General features: G+C 39.5%; 17 protein-coding genes. 11 read left to right on the forward strand and 6 right to left on the reverse strand.

Annotated elements, in window-relative coordinates:
- Positions 1 to 737, reverse strand: a 737-nt coding sequence (locus AC4PL9_RS12930) for a YoaK family protein (RefSeq protein ID WP_491605164.1), incomplete at its 3' end; no start/stop codon positions are given.
- Between the two features lie 486 nt (positions 738 to 1,223).
- Here AC4PL9_RS12930 and AC4PL9_RS12935 point away from each other — a divergent pair.
- Positions 1,224 to 1,874, forward strand: coding sequence for a sterol desaturase family protein (locus AC4PL9_RS12935; protein ID WP_491605165.1), 651 nt, complete (start codon positions 1,224 to 1,226; stop codon positions 1,872 to 1,874).
- Positions 1,875 to 1,933: 59 nt separating this feature from the next.
- Here the strand turns inward: AC4PL9_RS12935 and AC4PL9_RS12940 are convergent, their stop codons facing one another.
- Entirely contained in the window at positions 1,934 to 4,123 is a 2,190-nt protein-coding gene (locus AC4PL9_RS12940; protein WP_491605166.1) for a heavy metal translocating P-type ATPase, read from the reverse strand.
- Positions 4,124 to 4,277: 154 nt separating this feature from the next.
- A complete protein-coding gene (gene gyrB, locus AC4PL9_RS12945) occupies positions 4,278 to 6,224 on the reverse strand; it encodes a DNA topoisomerase (ATP-hydrolyzing) subunit B (protein WP_491605167.1) in 1,947 nt (648 codons plus the stop codon).
- 221 nt (positions 6,225 to 6,445) lie between these two features.
- Here gyrB and AC4PL9_RS12950 point away from each other — a divergent pair, with 221 nt between their 5' ends.
- The 9 genes from AC4PL9_RS12950 to AC4PL9_RS12990 all read left to right on the forward strand — a co-directional run bounded on the left by AC4PL9_RS12950 (position 6,446) and on the right by AC4PL9_RS12990 (position 12,799).
- Positions 6,446 to 8,194, forward strand: a complete 1,749-nt coding sequence (locus AC4PL9_RS12950; protein WP_491605168.1) for a hypothetical protein — start codon at positions 6,446 to 6,448, stop codon at positions 8,192 to 8,194.
- A gap of 91 nt (positions 8,195 to 8,285) precedes the next feature.
- On the forward strand, positions 8,286 to 8,753 hold the full coding sequence (locus AC4PL9_RS12955; RefSeq protein WP_491605169.1) for a GNAT family N-acetyltransferase: 468 nt from the start codon (positions 8,286 to 8,288) through the stop codon (positions 8,751 to 8,753).
- The gene (locus AC4PL9_RS12960; protein ID WP_491605170.1) at positions 8,737 to 9,081 is read left to right on the forward strand and encodes an avidin-fold protein; all 345 of its coding nucleotides are present in this window, start codon (positions 8,737 to 8,739) and stop codon (positions 9,079 to 9,081) included. The genes AC4PL9_RS12955 and AC4PL9_RS12960 overlap by 17 nt, the downstream gene beginning before the upstream one ends.
- Complete coding sequence (locus tag AC4PL9_RS12965; RefSeq protein WP_491605171.1) at positions 9,078 to 9,791, forward strand: helix-turn-helix transcriptional regulator; 714 nt, start codon at positions 9,078 to 9,080, stop codon at positions 9,789 to 9,791. The genes AC4PL9_RS12960 and AC4PL9_RS12965 overlap by 4 nt, the downstream gene beginning before the upstream one ends.
- Before the next feature lie 53 nt (positions 9,792 to 9,844).
- Positions 9,845 to 10,315, forward strand: a complete 471-nt coding sequence (locus tag AC4PL9_RS12970) for a GyrI-like domain-containing protein (RefSeq protein WP_491605172.1) — start codon at positions 9,845 to 9,847, stop codon at positions 10,313 to 10,315.
- A gap of 7 nt (positions 10,316 to 10,322) precedes the next feature.
- Positions 10,323 to 10,688, forward strand: a complete 366-nt coding sequence (locus AC4PL9_RS12975) for a DUF1801 domain-containing protein (protein WP_491605173.1) — start codon at positions 10,323 to 10,325, stop codon at positions 10,686 to 10,688.
- An 80-nt stretch (positions 10,689 to 10,768) separates the two neighbouring features.
- Complete coding sequence (locus AC4PL9_RS12980) at positions 10,769 to 11,146, forward strand: DUF1304 domain-containing protein (RefSeq protein WP_491605174.1); 378 nt, start codon at positions 10,769 to 10,771, stop codon at positions 11,144 to 11,146.
- A gap of 188 nt (positions 11,147 to 11,334) precedes the next feature.
- Positions 11,335 to 12,186, forward strand: a complete 852-nt coding sequence (locus AC4PL9_RS12985) for a methylated-DNA--[protein]-cysteine S-methyltransferase (protein WP_491605175.1) — start codon at positions 11,335 to 11,337, stop codon at positions 12,184 to 12,186.
- A 4-nt stretch (positions 12,187 to 12,190) separates the two neighbouring features.
- Positions 12,191 to 12,799 (forward strand): alpha-ketoglutarate-dependent dioxygenase AlkB family protein, encoded by a 609-nt coding sequence (locus tag AC4PL9_RS12990; RefSeq protein WP_491605189.1) that lies wholly within the window; start codon positions 12,191 to 12,193, stop codon positions 12,797 to 12,799.
- Positions 12,800 to 12,817: 18 nt separating this feature from the next.
- Here the strand turns inward: AC4PL9_RS12990 and AC4PL9_RS12995 are convergent, their stop codons facing one another.
- Positions 12,818 to 13,159 carry a winged helix-turn-helix transcriptional regulator gene (locus AC4PL9_RS12995; protein WP_491605176.1) on the reverse strand — a complete coding sequence of 114 codons (342 nt, stop codon included), beginning with the start codon at positions 13,157 to 13,159 and terminating at the stop codon, positions 12,818 to 12,820.
- 130 nt (positions 13,160 to 13,289) lie between these two features.
- Between AC4PL9_RS12995 and AC4PL9_RS13000 the strand changes: the two genes are divergently transcribed.
- Positions 13,290 to 14,093: a DNA alkylation repair protein gene (locus tag AC4PL9_RS13000; protein WP_491605177.1), complete on the forward strand. Its 804-nt coding sequence runs from the start codon at positions 13,290 to 13,292 to the stop codon at positions 14,091 to 14,093.
- 18 nt (positions 14,094 to 14,111) lie between these two features.
- On the opposite strand, the gene AC4PL9_RS13005 is transcribed toward AC4PL9_RS13000, so the two are convergent.
- A complete protein-coding gene (locus AC4PL9_RS13005; RefSeq protein ID WP_491605178.1) occupies positions 14,112 to 14,774 on the reverse strand; it encodes a hypothetical protein in 663 nt (220 codons plus the stop codon).
- Between the two features lie 126 nt (positions 14,775 to 14,900).
- Entirely contained in the window at positions 14,901 to 15,653 is a 753-nt protein-coding gene (locus tag AC4PL9_RS13010; protein ID WP_491605179.1) for an SDR family NAD(P)-dependent oxidoreductase, read from the reverse strand.
- Positions 15,654 to 15,879 lie beyond the last annotated feature (226 nt).

Consider the following 15,879-nt stretch of genomic DNA (forward strand, 5'->3'; position numbering starts at 1 on the left):
AGAACTCTCTTACTGGCATATTTCCTTTTAGCCTTAATCAGTTTAAACCGGAAATCATCATAGAATAAACTCATTAGCAATATAAAAGCTCCGACGAACAGGGTATTCAGTTTCAAATCGATCTCAGAGTATAGAAAACCACCGATCAACCCGCCTGCAAAAAAGAATGAAATAATGTATAAACGAAGTTTGATATTTGCTTTTAGCTTCTCTCTGTTCGGATGTGATTTCGGGAAAAATAATAGTGATATATCAATTCCTAAATCCGTAAAAAGTCCGGTCAGATGCGTAGTACGAACAATAGCATTAGAAATTTTTGTAACATAAGAGTTTTGTAGTCCCATTGCGAAAAGTAACAGACAAACAATACTATCAGGATAGGTTATTTCTGCAATATTTCCCACGAATGCAATTGAAATCAGGATCAATGACTCCAGTATCATCGGAACCAGAAAAATATTTAGTTTTTTACTCTCCCGGAACATTTCAATGAGAAAGCCTGATAAAAAAGAACCAAATAAGAACGAAAAAATATAGAGGAAATAGATAGTTCCTTTCCAAAAATCCGCATTGGCTATATCATTGATAAACAATGCAAAATGTCCGGTTACATTTGTTGTTAACTGTTGAAATGCTAAAAAACCGGTGACATTTACGATTCCGGCCACAAAAGACAGAACGGTAGCGATTTGTAGATTATGTGTAAGTGTTCTGCTTTTGCCCTGATGTCTAAACATTGTTTTCTTTTTCGCTTAGCCTCTTACACCATTCTACTTCTGTGGTGTTACAGCCTGCAAAGATAACGATTTTAGCACACCTTAAAACAAGTAACAATAATTGGAGAGGAAGATACTATCCTATTTTTTATACAAAATCAACTAACACCCCTGTCATCCATTCTCCCAATATTCCTATCTCAAACTGCACATTTTTTTCTCAACATACGGTTCCCTACTCTTTTCAATCAGTAATTGCCCCCTCGTTTCGGGCACCACATCTCTGCTCTATTTTTCTAAACTTTATTTTTTCGTCTCTACAAATCAATTCGTTATAAAAACAAAAACAGGAAACGTTTCTCACCTTATATTATGCGCATCATACTTTTATTTCAAAAAAAATAATCGAAACTTTTCTCCTTGTCCTATGTTAAAATATCGTTTTTTTAATATATTTTAAGGGAATAGTTTTCCATTTTTTTAAGACATTTGCAAAAATAACTAGTCATGAGCCAATACGAAATACCCGTATATCCGAATAGTAAATCGCCGAAGCTCTTTAAAAATAAATTTCTTGAGCTGTTAACCAAAACCCATCCAATCGTCATTTTATTGATGTATTTTGTAATTGGATTTTTCCTGATAAGGTACTATTACCTCAATATCAATCCAAGTGCAACATCAATCATTCTGGCCTTCTTTACCGGATATTTTTCCTGGACGTTGGCAGAGTATTTTATGCATCGCTTTTTATATCATAAAATTGGTGATGCTACTTTTTCTTCAGGGATTCAGTACCTTTTTCATGGAATCCATCATTACTACCCGAATGATAAGGATCGACTTGTTTTACCTCCGGTTCCCTCATTACTGATTGCCGCTATTTTCTTTGGTGTTTTCTATCTGATCATCGGTAGTTATGCCTACACTTTCGGATCCGGATTTATGATTGGATATGTATCTTATATGACTGTGCATTATACCATTCACAAAGTTCCGGCGCCGAAACGATTTAATTTCTGGTGGAGACATCACAATATTCACCACTATCAGCAACACGACAGGGCATTTGGGGTAACCACTTCTTTTTGGGATAGAGTATTTGGTACAATGCCAGAACCCAACCGGAAAACTATTTCCGTAAAAAATATGGATTAATCCTCTCTGAAAATAAAAATACGCTTCTGATTGAAGCGTATTTTTTTCCTTATTCTTTTCTACTTTCGTAATCGTAAACTGTTGGTAACAACGGACACTGAACTTAAAGCCATAGCTGCTCCTGCAATCATAGGACTTAGCATGAATCCATTTATCGGAATCAGTACTCCCGCAGCAACCGGAATTCCCAGCACGTTATAAATAAAGGCCCAAAATAAATTTTGGCGAATGATCTTTACTGTTTTTTTGGAAAGTCTATAAGCCGCAGGGATCAATAATAAATCAGAGGAAAGAATTGTAATCTTTGCCACATCTTTCGCCACATCTGCTCCTTTTCCCATGGCAATACTAACATCCGATTGTGCAAGTGCTTCCGAATCATTGATTCCATCCCCGACCATTGCTACAACCTTTCCTTCAGACTGAAGCTGTCGGATATACTCTCCCTTATCAGAAGGGGAACAATCAGCCTTCACGACATCTATCCCCACATTTTCCGCTACACGATTTGCTGTTTTTACGCTATCTCCTGTAAGCATGTGAATCGTGACTCCTTTCTGTTGCAAGTTGTGAATGGCTTCAGCAGAATGCGGTTTAATAGCATCATCAATTGCCATTATACCGATTACTTTTCCCTGTCTGATAAAATAGATAAGTGTTCTTGCCTGATCTTTTAACTTCCCTCGTAAAGCAGCACCTCCTTCTGCCCCTAATTCGTCTACCAGTATATGGCTTCCGACATAATATTCCTTATCTCCTTTTGTTGCCTTAACTCCCCTTGCGGTAATACTTTCAAACGAATCAGGGGCTGTTTTTTCAATCTCTTTGGCTGAAAAATAATTGACTACGGCATGCGCCAACGGATGCTCTGAACGCGACTCGATTTCATGAAACAATCTTTTTTCTTCATTCGTTACACTTCCATCAAAATACACTTCCTGTACAACCGGATGTCCCTCGGTCACTGTACCTGTTTTATCCACAATAAGGTCCGTAACTTCCGATAGCCGTTCGATAGCTTCGGCATCTTTTATCAGGACACCTAACCGCGCCGCAGATCCGATTGATGTTACTACTGCCGTTGGTGTTGCCAATCCCAGAGCACAAGGGCAGGCAATCACAAGGACGGTTACAAAAGCATTTAGGCCTACAGCAAAACTATTCTCTGTTCCGAAAATCCACCAGGCAACAGCACTTACTACAGCAATTATCATTACAGTCGGAACAAAAATCGCAGATACCTTATCAACAAGACGTTGAACAGGAGCTTTACTTCCCTGCGCCTGTTTAACCATTTCAATAATCTGTGCAAGGACAGTTTCACTCCCCACTTTTGTCGCTTCTATAACAAAACTACCCTTTTGATTAAGTGTTCCGGTAAATACAGTATCCCCGGCTGCCTTAAAAACGGCTATTGGTTCTCCCGTAATCGTACTCTCATCTACATACGAATCTCCATCTGTAACTCTTCCATCAACCGGAATTTTATCTCCCGGTTTTACAACAACTCTCATTCCTTTTTCTACCCGGGAAGCTGGTATTTCCTTTTGGTTTCCGTCCTTATCCAAAATCCACAAAGAATCCGGCTGTAGTTCCATCAGTTGTCTGATCGCTGTTGAAGTAGCACCTTTGGCTCGTTCTTCCATCCATTTACCTAACAGAATAAAAGCAATAATCACCCCTGAAGCCTCAAAATAAAGGTGAGGCTCTATTCCTCTTTCACTAAAAAAAGATGGATACAAGAGATTAAAAACACTGTATAGATATGCGGTTCCTGTGCTAACCGCTACCAAAGTATCCATACTGGTTGTAGCCTTCAATGCCTGTTTCCAGGCATGTACAAAGAAATCTTTCCCGAATAAAAAAAGTAAAGGAGTAGCCAGCCCCCAACTGATCCATCCTCCAGGATGCCAATTCATAAAAAACATCCCGATAACAAATAAAGGAAAAGCGAAAATAAAAGCCCCTATCGTATTTCTTTGTAATGTTTTGAAACGCTTTTCGTGTTCTTCCTTTGCCTGCTTCTCTGCGTCTTCAGTTGGAAGGATCAATCCATATCCCAAATCGTCTACTATTTCGGCAATTTGCTCTAGCGTTATTTTTTCCGGCTCATATTCTAATAAAACGGAAGAGTTTGCATAATTCACTTCAATTTTATTGACTCCCTCTTCATGTTTGAGAAAACTTTCTATGCTATTTGCACAAGCTGTACAAGTCATACCTGTAACATGTAAATTCTCTTTTTCCATATTTTCAAAAATACGATAATAATTCCGCAGTTTACAACCCACATACAGGGCATTATTCTCTCCTATTGACTAAAAAAATAAAGGCAACCCTTAGGCTGCCTTTATTTTTTTATGGCTACGAAGGGAAGTATCTCCCCCGGCTATTTTTCGTTACTTACACATCTATATTTGCATATTTCGCGTGCTTCTCAATAAATTCACGACGAGGTGGTACATCATCTCCCATCAACATAGAGAAAATCTGATCACATTCTGCTGCATTTTCAATAGTTACCTGACGAAGTGTACGACCTTCCGGACTCATTGTTGTTTCCCAAAGCTGTTCTGCATTCATCTCTCCCAAACCTTTGTATCGTTGTACTGAAACAGATGATTCGGAGCCACCACCTTTCATTTGCTGAATCAACAAATCTCTTTGGTCATCATTCCATGCATATTCTGCTTTTCCGCCTTTCTTCACCTGATACAAAGGTGGTGTTGCAATGTAAACGTATCCGTTCTCAATCAACTCTTTCATATAGCGGAAGAAGAAGGTAAGAATTAATGTCTCAATGTGAGAACCGTCGACATCGGCATCACACATAATGATGATCTTATGGTATCTCAACTTCTCCAGGTTAAGTGCTTTGGAATCTTCTTCCGTTCCCACACGTACACCTAAAGCTGTATAGATATTTTTAATCTCTTCGTTTTCAAAGATTTTGTGATGCATGGCTTTTTCCACGTTCAAAATCTTACCTCGCAAAGGCATAATCGCCTGGAAGTGACGATCCCGACCTTGTTTAGCTGTTCCTCCTGCGGAATCTCCCTCGACGAAGTAAATTTCACATATAGACGGATCTTTTTCAGAACAATCCGCAAGTTTACCAGGCAATCCTGATCCGGAAAGTACATTTTTACGTTGTACCATCTCACGAGCCTTACGGGCTGCGTGACGCGCTCGGGCAGCCAAAAGTACTTTCTCTACAATTCGTTTAGCATCATTCGGATGTTCTTCCAAATAATTGGCTAACATTTCAGAAACCAATTGCGAAACCGGAGCCGAAACTTCCTGATTACCCAATTTCGTTTTTGTCTGTCCCTGGAATTGCGGCTCCATTACTTTTACAGAAATAACTGCAGTAAGTCCCTCACGGAAATCATCCCCTACAATTTCGATTTTCTCCTTTGCTAACAAACCGCTTTCATCAGCATATTTTTTCAAGGTATTTGTCAATCCACGGCGGAATCCTGACAAATGCGTACCTCCTTCGTGTGTATTGATATTATTCACGTAAGAGTGAATATTCTCCGAATACGTATTATTGTAAACCATTGCGACCTCTACAGGAATTCCATCTTTCTCTCCTTCCACATAGATGATCTCCTCAATGATCGGTTCGCGGTTACGATCCAGATACTGACAAAACTCAGCTAATCCACCTTCCGAGAAGAATTCATTCGCTAAGAAATTACCGTTTTCGTCCTGTTCACGCTTATCCACCAAAACAATTCGAATTCCTTTATTCAAAAAGGCAAGCTCACGCATACGGGCAGCCAGTGTTTCGAAATTGTATACCGTCATTTCAAAAATAGAATCATCCGGATGGAAAGTAACTTCTGTTCCTGTTTTATCCGACTCTCCTACTTCTTTTACGGCGTAAAGTGGTTTTCCAATCTGGTACTCCTGCTGGAAAATTTTCCCTTCACGATACACAGTAGCTTTAAGACTTGTTGAAAGCGCATTTACACAGGATACCCCTACCCCGTGAAGACCTCCAGAAACTTTATAGGTGTCTTTGTCGAATTTACCTCCGGCATGCAGTACCGTCATTACCACTTCCAGTGCTGACTTTTTCTCTTTCGTATGCATTGCCGTCGGAATCCCACGACCGTTATCTTTTACTGTAATTGAGTTGTCTTCATTAATATATACTTCGATACGGTCACAATATCCTGCCAAAGCTTCATCAATGGAGTTGTCAACCACCTCATATACCAGGTGATGAAGACCTTTAACTCCCGTGTCACCAATATACATCGCCGGTCGCTTACGTACCGCCTCTAATCCCTCTAAGACCTGAATATTGTCCGCTGAATAGTTCTTCTTTTCTTCACTCATATTTTGTTGTATTTTCTGAATCAAAAAATGATTCACAAGACTAGCAAAGATAACGATTTTCAACGGGTTTTACACTATGTTTTACAGACTGACTTTCGGATTTTTCAACATGTAATTAACATTTCGTGGTATTTTCCATTTCTTTTCCTCAATCGAAAGCTCACACTAAAAAATGAACCTTTCATTCAGGCACGTGTACTACCGAAGCAAAATCATATACTATGGTATCCAGAATTACTCTTTTCTTATGTTTCCTAATCTCTTCCTTTTATACTTCTCTCTATGCACAACCGGGATGGATAGACTTTTCTTCCCGCTATTTTTATCGTATCCAGGATCAGGAGGGAAAAGATATTCAATTTTCGAACAACAAAAAGTACACGATTATGATCGACAGCCTGTCTTTCTCCGGTTCATCCATTCCATGTGATTCGCTAACCCCAACAATTGAATGGTCGACGGATTTTTACGACCACATTTGTATCAATGACTTTTCTTTATCACTCCCTAAGAATGATCGTTTTTCCAAACTATCTATACGAATTATCCATAAAAAAGACACCATGTACATAAACCAACCAACAGGAAGCGGAGGGTTAGGTATATTTATCACTCCACATGAAGCAGAGAAAGAGGACTTACGAACAACACTTCAATTTGTTCCTGGGCACTATTATTTTCCGGGATGGGCTCATTCCTTGTTGTATAAACTTCCCAAAACAAAGGGCAATGTAACTATTACTAATATACATTCCTGGAATTTCATAATTCCGCGCTCTATTTATGATTCACTAGCATTGCATTTTATCCCATATAAACGGAATAGAGCATTAACAAAAAAAGCGGAGGAATATGTCCTTACTAACTTTTCTAGCCCCGGACTGAAACTGACAAGAAAAACAAAACCTATTCAGTTTGACAGAAGCTTTCTTCCATATAAAAGACGTAATTGGAGTGGCCCTCTTTATCCAACTTCAGACAGCACGATCTATTTTGGACAGATAGACTATGTACTTGATACAACAAACCTGTACAGTTCAAAAAAAGTATTTTCTCTTTTTGACACCAAGACCAACAGTATTCAACACTACACACCCCGGGAAGACATACATCTTTTTTACAGTGGATACCTTTACATTGACAGCTTTAATCATGTACTTTACCAAACAGCAGGAATTCGTGAAAAATTCGCTCCTGAATGTGACTACTGGCGAACCAATGACTGTCCTTATACGACTACGATCTTTCGCTCCACCGATAGTGGAAAAACATGGGAAGAAGCCCCTCTTCTTAGACAACTCTTTCAGGACTATTCTTTCCGGGATTTGGTTTTTATTGATAAGGAACATGCCTTGGGCTTCTCCCGTAGAGAGATAAAAAACAAAAAACGGTATCATCAGGGTATCTATTACCTTATACGAAACGGGCGTATAATTGATTCGTTGAAAACACCCAAAGGTGTGCATTACAATGACAATTATAACCGTCACTCAATTTCGCGTTCCGGAGACTCCCTTTATTTAGGCTCCTGGGGAATTGACCCCTACAATATCAATAATTCTCCCTTCTTCCGTCCCTTACTTGTAAAACACCAAACTAATTGGGGTTTCCTGATCCGGGAATATAAGAAACGACAATTCCCTAAGACTAAACAAGATCAGCATACAGTAACCGAATATCATAATTTCCAACTCATCAACCAACGTCAACTTGTATTTAAAAACGGTGCGGGTTCATTACAGGTGAACTCAGATATTCGCATTCTGGAACAAAAACAGTTGATCCTGATTCTCGATAATGACTTTACCTATATTTCGTTTGACGGAGGTACCTCCTGGTATTTATATCCTAAAACACTGGACGAAAGAAATTCTTACCCTCTGTTACACATGAGTGATTCAAACACGATATCATTCTTCGACTTGAACCGGATGGAGAGAGTTTCTTATTTTTTTTCAAACGAGAACTAAGAGAATACAATCAGAAGTCATTTTTCAAACTAACCGGGAATGACTACTTTTGATACAATAGTCTTTTAAGTGTGTATTGAAAAAGCGAATCATGAAGTATCTTGTTGAAAACGTAAACACAACTGAATATCCAATCCTTATCGGAGTTTGGGAACGCGCTGTCAGAGCTACGCATCACTTTCTTAATGAAGAAGATATTCAATTCTACAGAGAACGTATCCTGAATGAATATCTGGATGCCGTAACTTTACGTTGTATTCGCGAAAAAGATGAAATCATTGGTTTTTATGGCATTTCAGAGCAAACATTAGAGATGTTATTCGTCACACCGGAGTTACACGGAAAAGGAGTTGGGAAAACACTTTTACAAGATGCGATACAGCAATTTCAAATTACTAAAGTGGATGTTAATGCAGACAACCCTGATGCACTTCGTTTCTATGAAAAAAATGGTTTTCACGTATTCAAGCGTTCGGAGACAGACGGATGTGGGAAACCTTATCCCATTTTGCATTTACAATTGACACCACAAACGATAGAACATGATAAATCTAAATAACAAACGATTCGTTGCTGTAGAAAACTCTACTGATGGAGAAGTGTCCGAATCAACCCGTTTCGAATATCATCAGGAAGGCAAACTGGTCTGGGCAGATTATTCGGGAGGAGAGATTCTGAAGGGACATCTGATTGCCCGAATGGATTCGAATGGAAATCTGGATATGAAATACCATCACATCAATATAAATAATGAACTGATGACAGGCGTTTGTTCTTCCCGACCGAAATTACTTGCGGATGGTAGAGTACGCTTATATGAGTCCTGGGAATGGACATCAGGTAACGGTTCTTCGGGAACTTCTATACTTGAGGAGATCAAACGATGAGTGCACACGATCTAAAGCGCATGGCCCGACTGACAGCGATCCTCACACAACTGCAGTCGAAACGACTTCTGACGGCGACAGAACTTGCGGAAAACTTCTCCGTAAGTGTTCGTACGATTTACAGGGATATACGCACACTGGAACAAGCAGGAGTTCCGATTTTCACGGAAGAAGGAAAAGGATACTCGATTATGGACGGTTACCACATCCCTCCTGTCATGTTTTCAGAAAGTGAAGCCAATGCTCTGATCACAGCTGAACAACTGATTAAGCAGAATAAAGATGCATCTTTGATCAAATCCTATTCGGAAGCTATTCTAAAAATTAAGTCTGTACTTCGCTACACAACAAAAGACAAAGCAAACCTCCTTGCTGAACGCGTTGTTTTCAGACAGAACCTAAGCAATGAAACCACCAGTAACTTTCTCTCTCTGTTACAAATTGCATTAACCAATTATACAATTTGCCGAATTCGTTACACATCCGAATCGGGAGAAGAAACAACCAGATGTATCGAACCTTTTGCTCTATACAGTACACAGGAAAACTGGATTCTGATTGCTTTTTGCAGGTTGCGTAACGAATTCAGATCTTTCCGCCTCGATCGCATTTCGCAGCTTATTACTGAAAAAGAACAGTTTGAGCCACATCCAATGTCACTTAGGGAATACTTTGAGATTTGTCGTCAGAAATCATCTTTGGACCCCTGACATACCTTTGACACCTCACCTCCTAATTTTGCATTTAATCAAAACAATTAAAGATGGAAAAAGTTAGTATTACACCCTTTCACATCATTGGTATTTCTGTCAGAACAACTAATGAAAACGGACAATCCACAAAAGACATTCCGGCATTGTGGGAACAGTTTATGCAGGAACAAATTCTCGAAAAGATCCCGAATAAACTGGACAATACAGTATATTGTATGTACACGGATTATGAAAAAGACCATACACGTCCCTATACCACTCTTATAGGTTGTCGGGTATCCTCTCTTGATGAGATCCCTGAAAATATGACAGGTAAAACCATTTCCGCAGCTCCCTATCACAAATATACCGTCAAAGGAAATTTACAACAGAATATTGTGTACAATGCGTGGTTAAAAATCTGGAATGAAGATCTGAAAAGATCATATACAGCCGATTTTGAAACGTATGATCCAATTAAACAAACTCCGGAAAATGCAGAGGTAGAAATTTTTATTGCTGTCGATCCGGAAGTAAAATAAGTAAGTTATGGAGGATAATTTGTATCAGTATTACCTCAATAAGGAAGAGCCGAATAAAAGCTGTCTACTCGCTCTTAGATCCATTATTTTGTCTCAGGATGAACAGATAACTGAAACGCAGAAGTGGGGAATGCCCTGCTTCTGCTACAAAAATAAAATGTTCTGTTACCTGTGGACAGACAAAAAAACCGAAGAACCTTATCTTCTATTTGTAGAAGGAAAACATCTGAATTTCCTGGAACTGGAGACTGGAAATCGCACACGGATGAAAATTTTCAGGGTTTCTCCTGACAAAGATATTCCGCTGAATGTACTTGAAGAAATCTTACAGGCAGCTCTTGACTTATACCGTTCCGGAAGCATAAAAATATGAATAGAAAAAAGACAAGGCTTACTTCAAAAAACGTATCTTTAAAACAGAACTAGTTCTTTCTGAACGTAATTTAAGACTTTATGGAAATACTATCGAAATTATTAATTGCACTCGTAGCTCTTGAACATCTTTATATACTTTATATGGAAATGTTTGCGTGGGAAACTCTTGGAAAAAAGACCTTTACAACCTTTCCTGCGGATTTGTTTAAGCCCACTAAGAGTATGGCTGCCAATCAGGGACTTTACAATGGTTTTTTAGCAGCAGGACTTATTTGGTCTCTTTTTATCAGTGACCCTGTCTGGTCTGATAATGTGGCTTTATTTTTTCTTGGTTGTGTGAGTATCGCCGGAATATACGGAGCAGTTACAGCATCCCGGAGAATTTTTGTCGTACAGGCACTTCCTGCAATTATTACCTTAGTTTTTGTTTTACTGAATTACACCGCTTCCGTATAAATCTGCTATCCACCGTTTAAGACTACAGACATTGCACTTGCACTGGTAGTTGATTTGGTAAAGTAACGGAAAAGGCAAATGGTTGATAACTGAAATTTTTTCTATTCTCAAAAGATCAAAATTCAGCATGATCCGGATTTTCTATTTGCATTCTACTTACGACCTTTGTCCCGGAAGACACCTTTGATATGAAAACAGCAGAACAGTTAAATTACCAGCGAATTGCCGATGCAATAGAGTTTATCCGGCAAAACTTCAAGACACAACCTTCATTGGATGAGATCGCTGCACATATCAACCTGAGTCCTTCCCATTTTCAACGACTGTTTACAGAATGGGCGGGAACCAGTCCCAAGAAATTTCTGCAATACATCAGTGTTGAATATGCCAAGCAAATTCTCACTTCGGATCAGCAGATCAGCTTATTTGATACAGCTTTTGAAACAGGGCTGTCCAGTACCAGTCGTCTTCATGATCTCTTCGTTAAAATTGAAGGAATGACACCTGCCGAGTACAAAAACGGAGGCAAGTCCCTTACAATCAACTATAGTTTTTTCATCAGTACTTTCGGCACGCTTATTATTGCTTCAACGACAAAAGGAATTTGCTATATGGCGTTTGAGGAAGATGAATCCAAAGCTCTTCGCCATCTCCAAAATAAATTCCCCTCAGCTCATTTTGTTCAGAGACAAGATGATTTTCAGAAAAACGCGGTATCGATATTTTCTTCAAAAGATAAACAGCTACCGGAAATCAAGTTACACCTTAAAGGAACTGATTTTCAATTGAAAGTTTGGAAAAGTCTGCTGACCATTCCTCAGGGGCAACTTGCTACGTATGGAACCATTGCCCGTCAGATTGGCAACCCGAATGCATCCCGGGCAGTTGGAACTGCCATCGGAAGTAATCCCATCGCATTTCTTATTCCTTGTCACCGGGTCATCCAATCGACCGGAATATTTGGCGGGTATATGTGGGGGCCAACCCGAAAAGCAGCTATTATAGGCTGGGAACAGGCACAAAATGAACAGAACCTTTAGGCACATGGATTTATTCAGCTCAATACTTGACATATCAGAAAACCTGCTTCCTTATGACGGGGTCGTTCAATATCATGGTGTTCTTTTACCTTCGAAAAAAGCAGATTATTTTTTTCAGCGGTTACTGGAAACAATCGATTGGAAACATGATGAAGCGGTCATTTTCGGAAAAAGAATTTCCACAAAAAGAAAGGTTGCCTGGTATGGAGATCAGACATTTGAATATACGTATTCCAATACCACAAAAAAGGCCTTACCCTGGACACCTGAATTATTAGTTCTCAAAAAGATCATTGAAGCCGAAAGTGGAGAAACATACAACTCTTGTCTCTTAAACCTTTATCATACCGGTGACGAAGGAATGGCCTGGCACAGCGACGGAGAAAAAGACCTGAAAAAGAACGGGGCTATTGGTTCGCTGAGTTTAGGTGCTGAACGAAAATTTGCGTTTAAACACAAGCGTTCCGGAGAGAAAAGAGAATTGAAACTCGAACATGGCAGCCTTCTTGTAATGAAAGGAACCACACAATCTCACTGGTTACATCGTCTACCTCTCACTAAGAAGATAACAACTCCCCGCATTAATCTAACCTTCAGAACAATTGTACAATAACCACCACTTCGTCTCTGTTCATTTACTTTCCTTCTCCCGGAGCAATACTTCTCCCCAGTCATTGAGTTGCCAGAGAACATCTACCAGTTTTTCACCCAATGGTGTCAACGAGTATTCTACACGTGGTGGCAATTCGTTAAATGATTTTTTCATCAGAATACCTGTCTCTTCCAGTTCTTTTAACTGCTGGTTCAAGACACGTCTGTCCACTTTTGCAATCCCTCTCAGGAATTCACTTGGTCGCTTCTCCCCTTCATTAATTCGCCATACTATAGGAATTTTCCACTTTCCACTGATTGCTTTCACGGCAAACTCCAAAGGACAAATTTTTTCTTCTATGGTTCTTTCTCCTGTTTTCATAAAATTGACTTTTTTATCCCATAGGGAGAATTTTATGCGGTATTGCTATTCTGAATTTACTTTATCTACTTTGTAAAAGTACAAAAGAATGGTAGTTATCGTTTTTCAGTGATAGCAATAACAAATCAATATGGGAGAAATAAAAAGAAAAGGAGCCCGAAGTATAAAAGACATTCCACATGAAATACTGGAACAGCTAAACAAGGGTGAAACCGAAACGGTCAATTTAGTAGAGTGGTTGGCTGTAGATCAAATCCGTCTATTGGAAAATCTTCTGAAGCAGAGCGATCGAATGGATTACTTGCTTCCGGTCAAATCTTCTGTTGAACAGTTAAAAAAACAAACAGTAACAACTGTAAATAAAGCCATCGGTGTGGGACTTTCTGAACAGATCCGACACCATAATGACCCGAATTTTCTTGCTCTTATTTCCACCCACAAAGCCGACCTTGTACGCTGCTGGGCGACCTATTCAATCGGGAAGAATCCTGAGTTAGGTATCGGAGAGGCATTATCTCAGATACGTTTATTTGCAGCAGATACTCATTTTGGCGTGAGAGAAATAAGCTGGATGGCTGTGCGCGAACGGATTACTACGGAGCTGGAAAAAAGTATTGCTATTCTTACAACATGGACATCGGAGGAAGACGAAAATCTACGGCGTTTTACGACAGAAGCCACACGTCCGAGGGGAGTCTGGTGCAAACACATTGAAAAGTTAAAAACCACCCCCGAACTGGCCTTACCTCTTCTTGAACCGTTACAAGCGGATTCTTCGAAATATGTTCGCGATAGTGTCGGAAACTGGCTCAATGATGCCAGTAAAACCCAACCTGATTTTGTCTTTCAATTGTGTCAAAAATGGGAAAAGGATAACAACTCGACTGCCACAGCTTATATTCTAAAAAAAGCACTTCGGACGATTCGAAAATAAAATCTTTCTGACCAAAAGCTAACTCCCTGTAAGGTATGTCAGCAGGAACAAGAGTAGTAAAAGTACAATAGCATTCAGAACAACATAGAGCATTCGTTTCCATACAGACATAATAAAAGGGCTGGAAATCCAGACTAAAATTAGTCCATAAAAAATAGCAAGAGAGAGGGTTTCTACTATCGCATTTTCTCCCAACTCATTCAGAAGAATAGAAATCGGAACGAATAGCATCGACCAAAAACTCACCATATAAATGGTTAAAATCAGATGCTCGCTAAAATTTTTTTTATACCTCAGGTACGTTATAAAACCGGAAACTGCAAAAAGAAAAATATTAAAACACAAGAAAGCTAAATGTGCTGAAACGGTTCCTGTCACATGAATACCTAAAAAATTTCGGGCGAACAAAAAATGAATCAGGACAAATACAGAAGCGATCGTTAAATACCTCCCCGGGCTATAATAAAAACCTCTAAACCCGTTCCAGTAATTTGACACCAGCATCCCCGGCTGTGTCAGGATAACAGAGATGTTCTTAAAGAAGGACTTTTCCAGAGAAAAGATATTTCCTAAAAAGTCCTCCAAAACAGATAATCCGGTACTTCTCTTTCCTTTGTTGTACTGCCCACATTCGGGACAGTACTTTTCAGTTATTTCATGAGAACATACAGAACATTTCATATCAGTAGAGCTTTCCTTTTTTCAAGTTGGAACAAACTTAAAAAAAACGTTCAAAATACTCTCTATGCACCGGACAGGTTTTTAGCACACAACCGGTTGTCCCCATACGAATTCGTCAACAACTAGCTAAACGGCTGTATAACCTCCGTCTATGAGAAAATAAGCTCCTGTGATAAAAGATGACTGATCTGTACTCAAAAACACAACCAATTCAGCGACTTCTTCAGGTTCCCCTAAACGCCCCATCGGATGCTTTTGTTTCAAAACTTCAATCACTTCCGGACTTAGATTCTTTTCAATAAGCGGTGTATTGATATATCCCGGTCCCACTGCATTACACCGGATATTTTTAGCTCCGTATTCTGCACCAATATTTTTGGTCAACCCCACTACTCCATGTTTGGTAGAAGTATAGGCACTCGATTGCGGTGCGGCAACCATACCGTGGATAGAAGCCATATTAACAATTACACCTCCTCCGTTTGCTTCCATCGCTTTCAGCTGATATTTACACCCGTAAAAGACCCCATTCAGATTGATGTCCTGAACCTGTTTCCAACTCTCCAGAGAATAATCTCCCGTCAGATTCAACTCTCCTCCAATCCCTGCATTATTACAGGCTACGTCCAGTTTCCCAAATTCCCGAACAGCAAAATTCACCAAAGACTCATTATCTTCCGGTTTGGATGTATCTGCTTCGAAAAAAACAGCCTTTCCGTTTTCCTTCTTAATCAGTTCTACGGTCTCATTTCCACCTGTCTCATTAATGTCCGAGACTACCACATTCGCTCCCTGTCGGGCGTAGGCAATCGCAACTGCTCTTCCGATACCGGAACCTGCTCCGGTTACGATTGCTACCTTATTTTTCAACTTATCCATCTCACTATGATTTTTTGTTTCTATTCCAGTTTTCTGAGGGTAAACAAGTGGTCTTAATTTACCATTCATCTTACTCTTAAAGGTACGGTTTTATTTCCGGATAGTGAAATCCTTATTCAGGATTATAGTAAGGTCATTTTTGCCTGTGAGAATATTCCAATTAGAGAAAACAAAAAAGACTCCGCATCTGCGAAGTCTTTTTTGAGGGTGGAAGATGGGTCTCGAA

It is taken from the genome of Wandonia sp. (assembly GCF_984588085.1).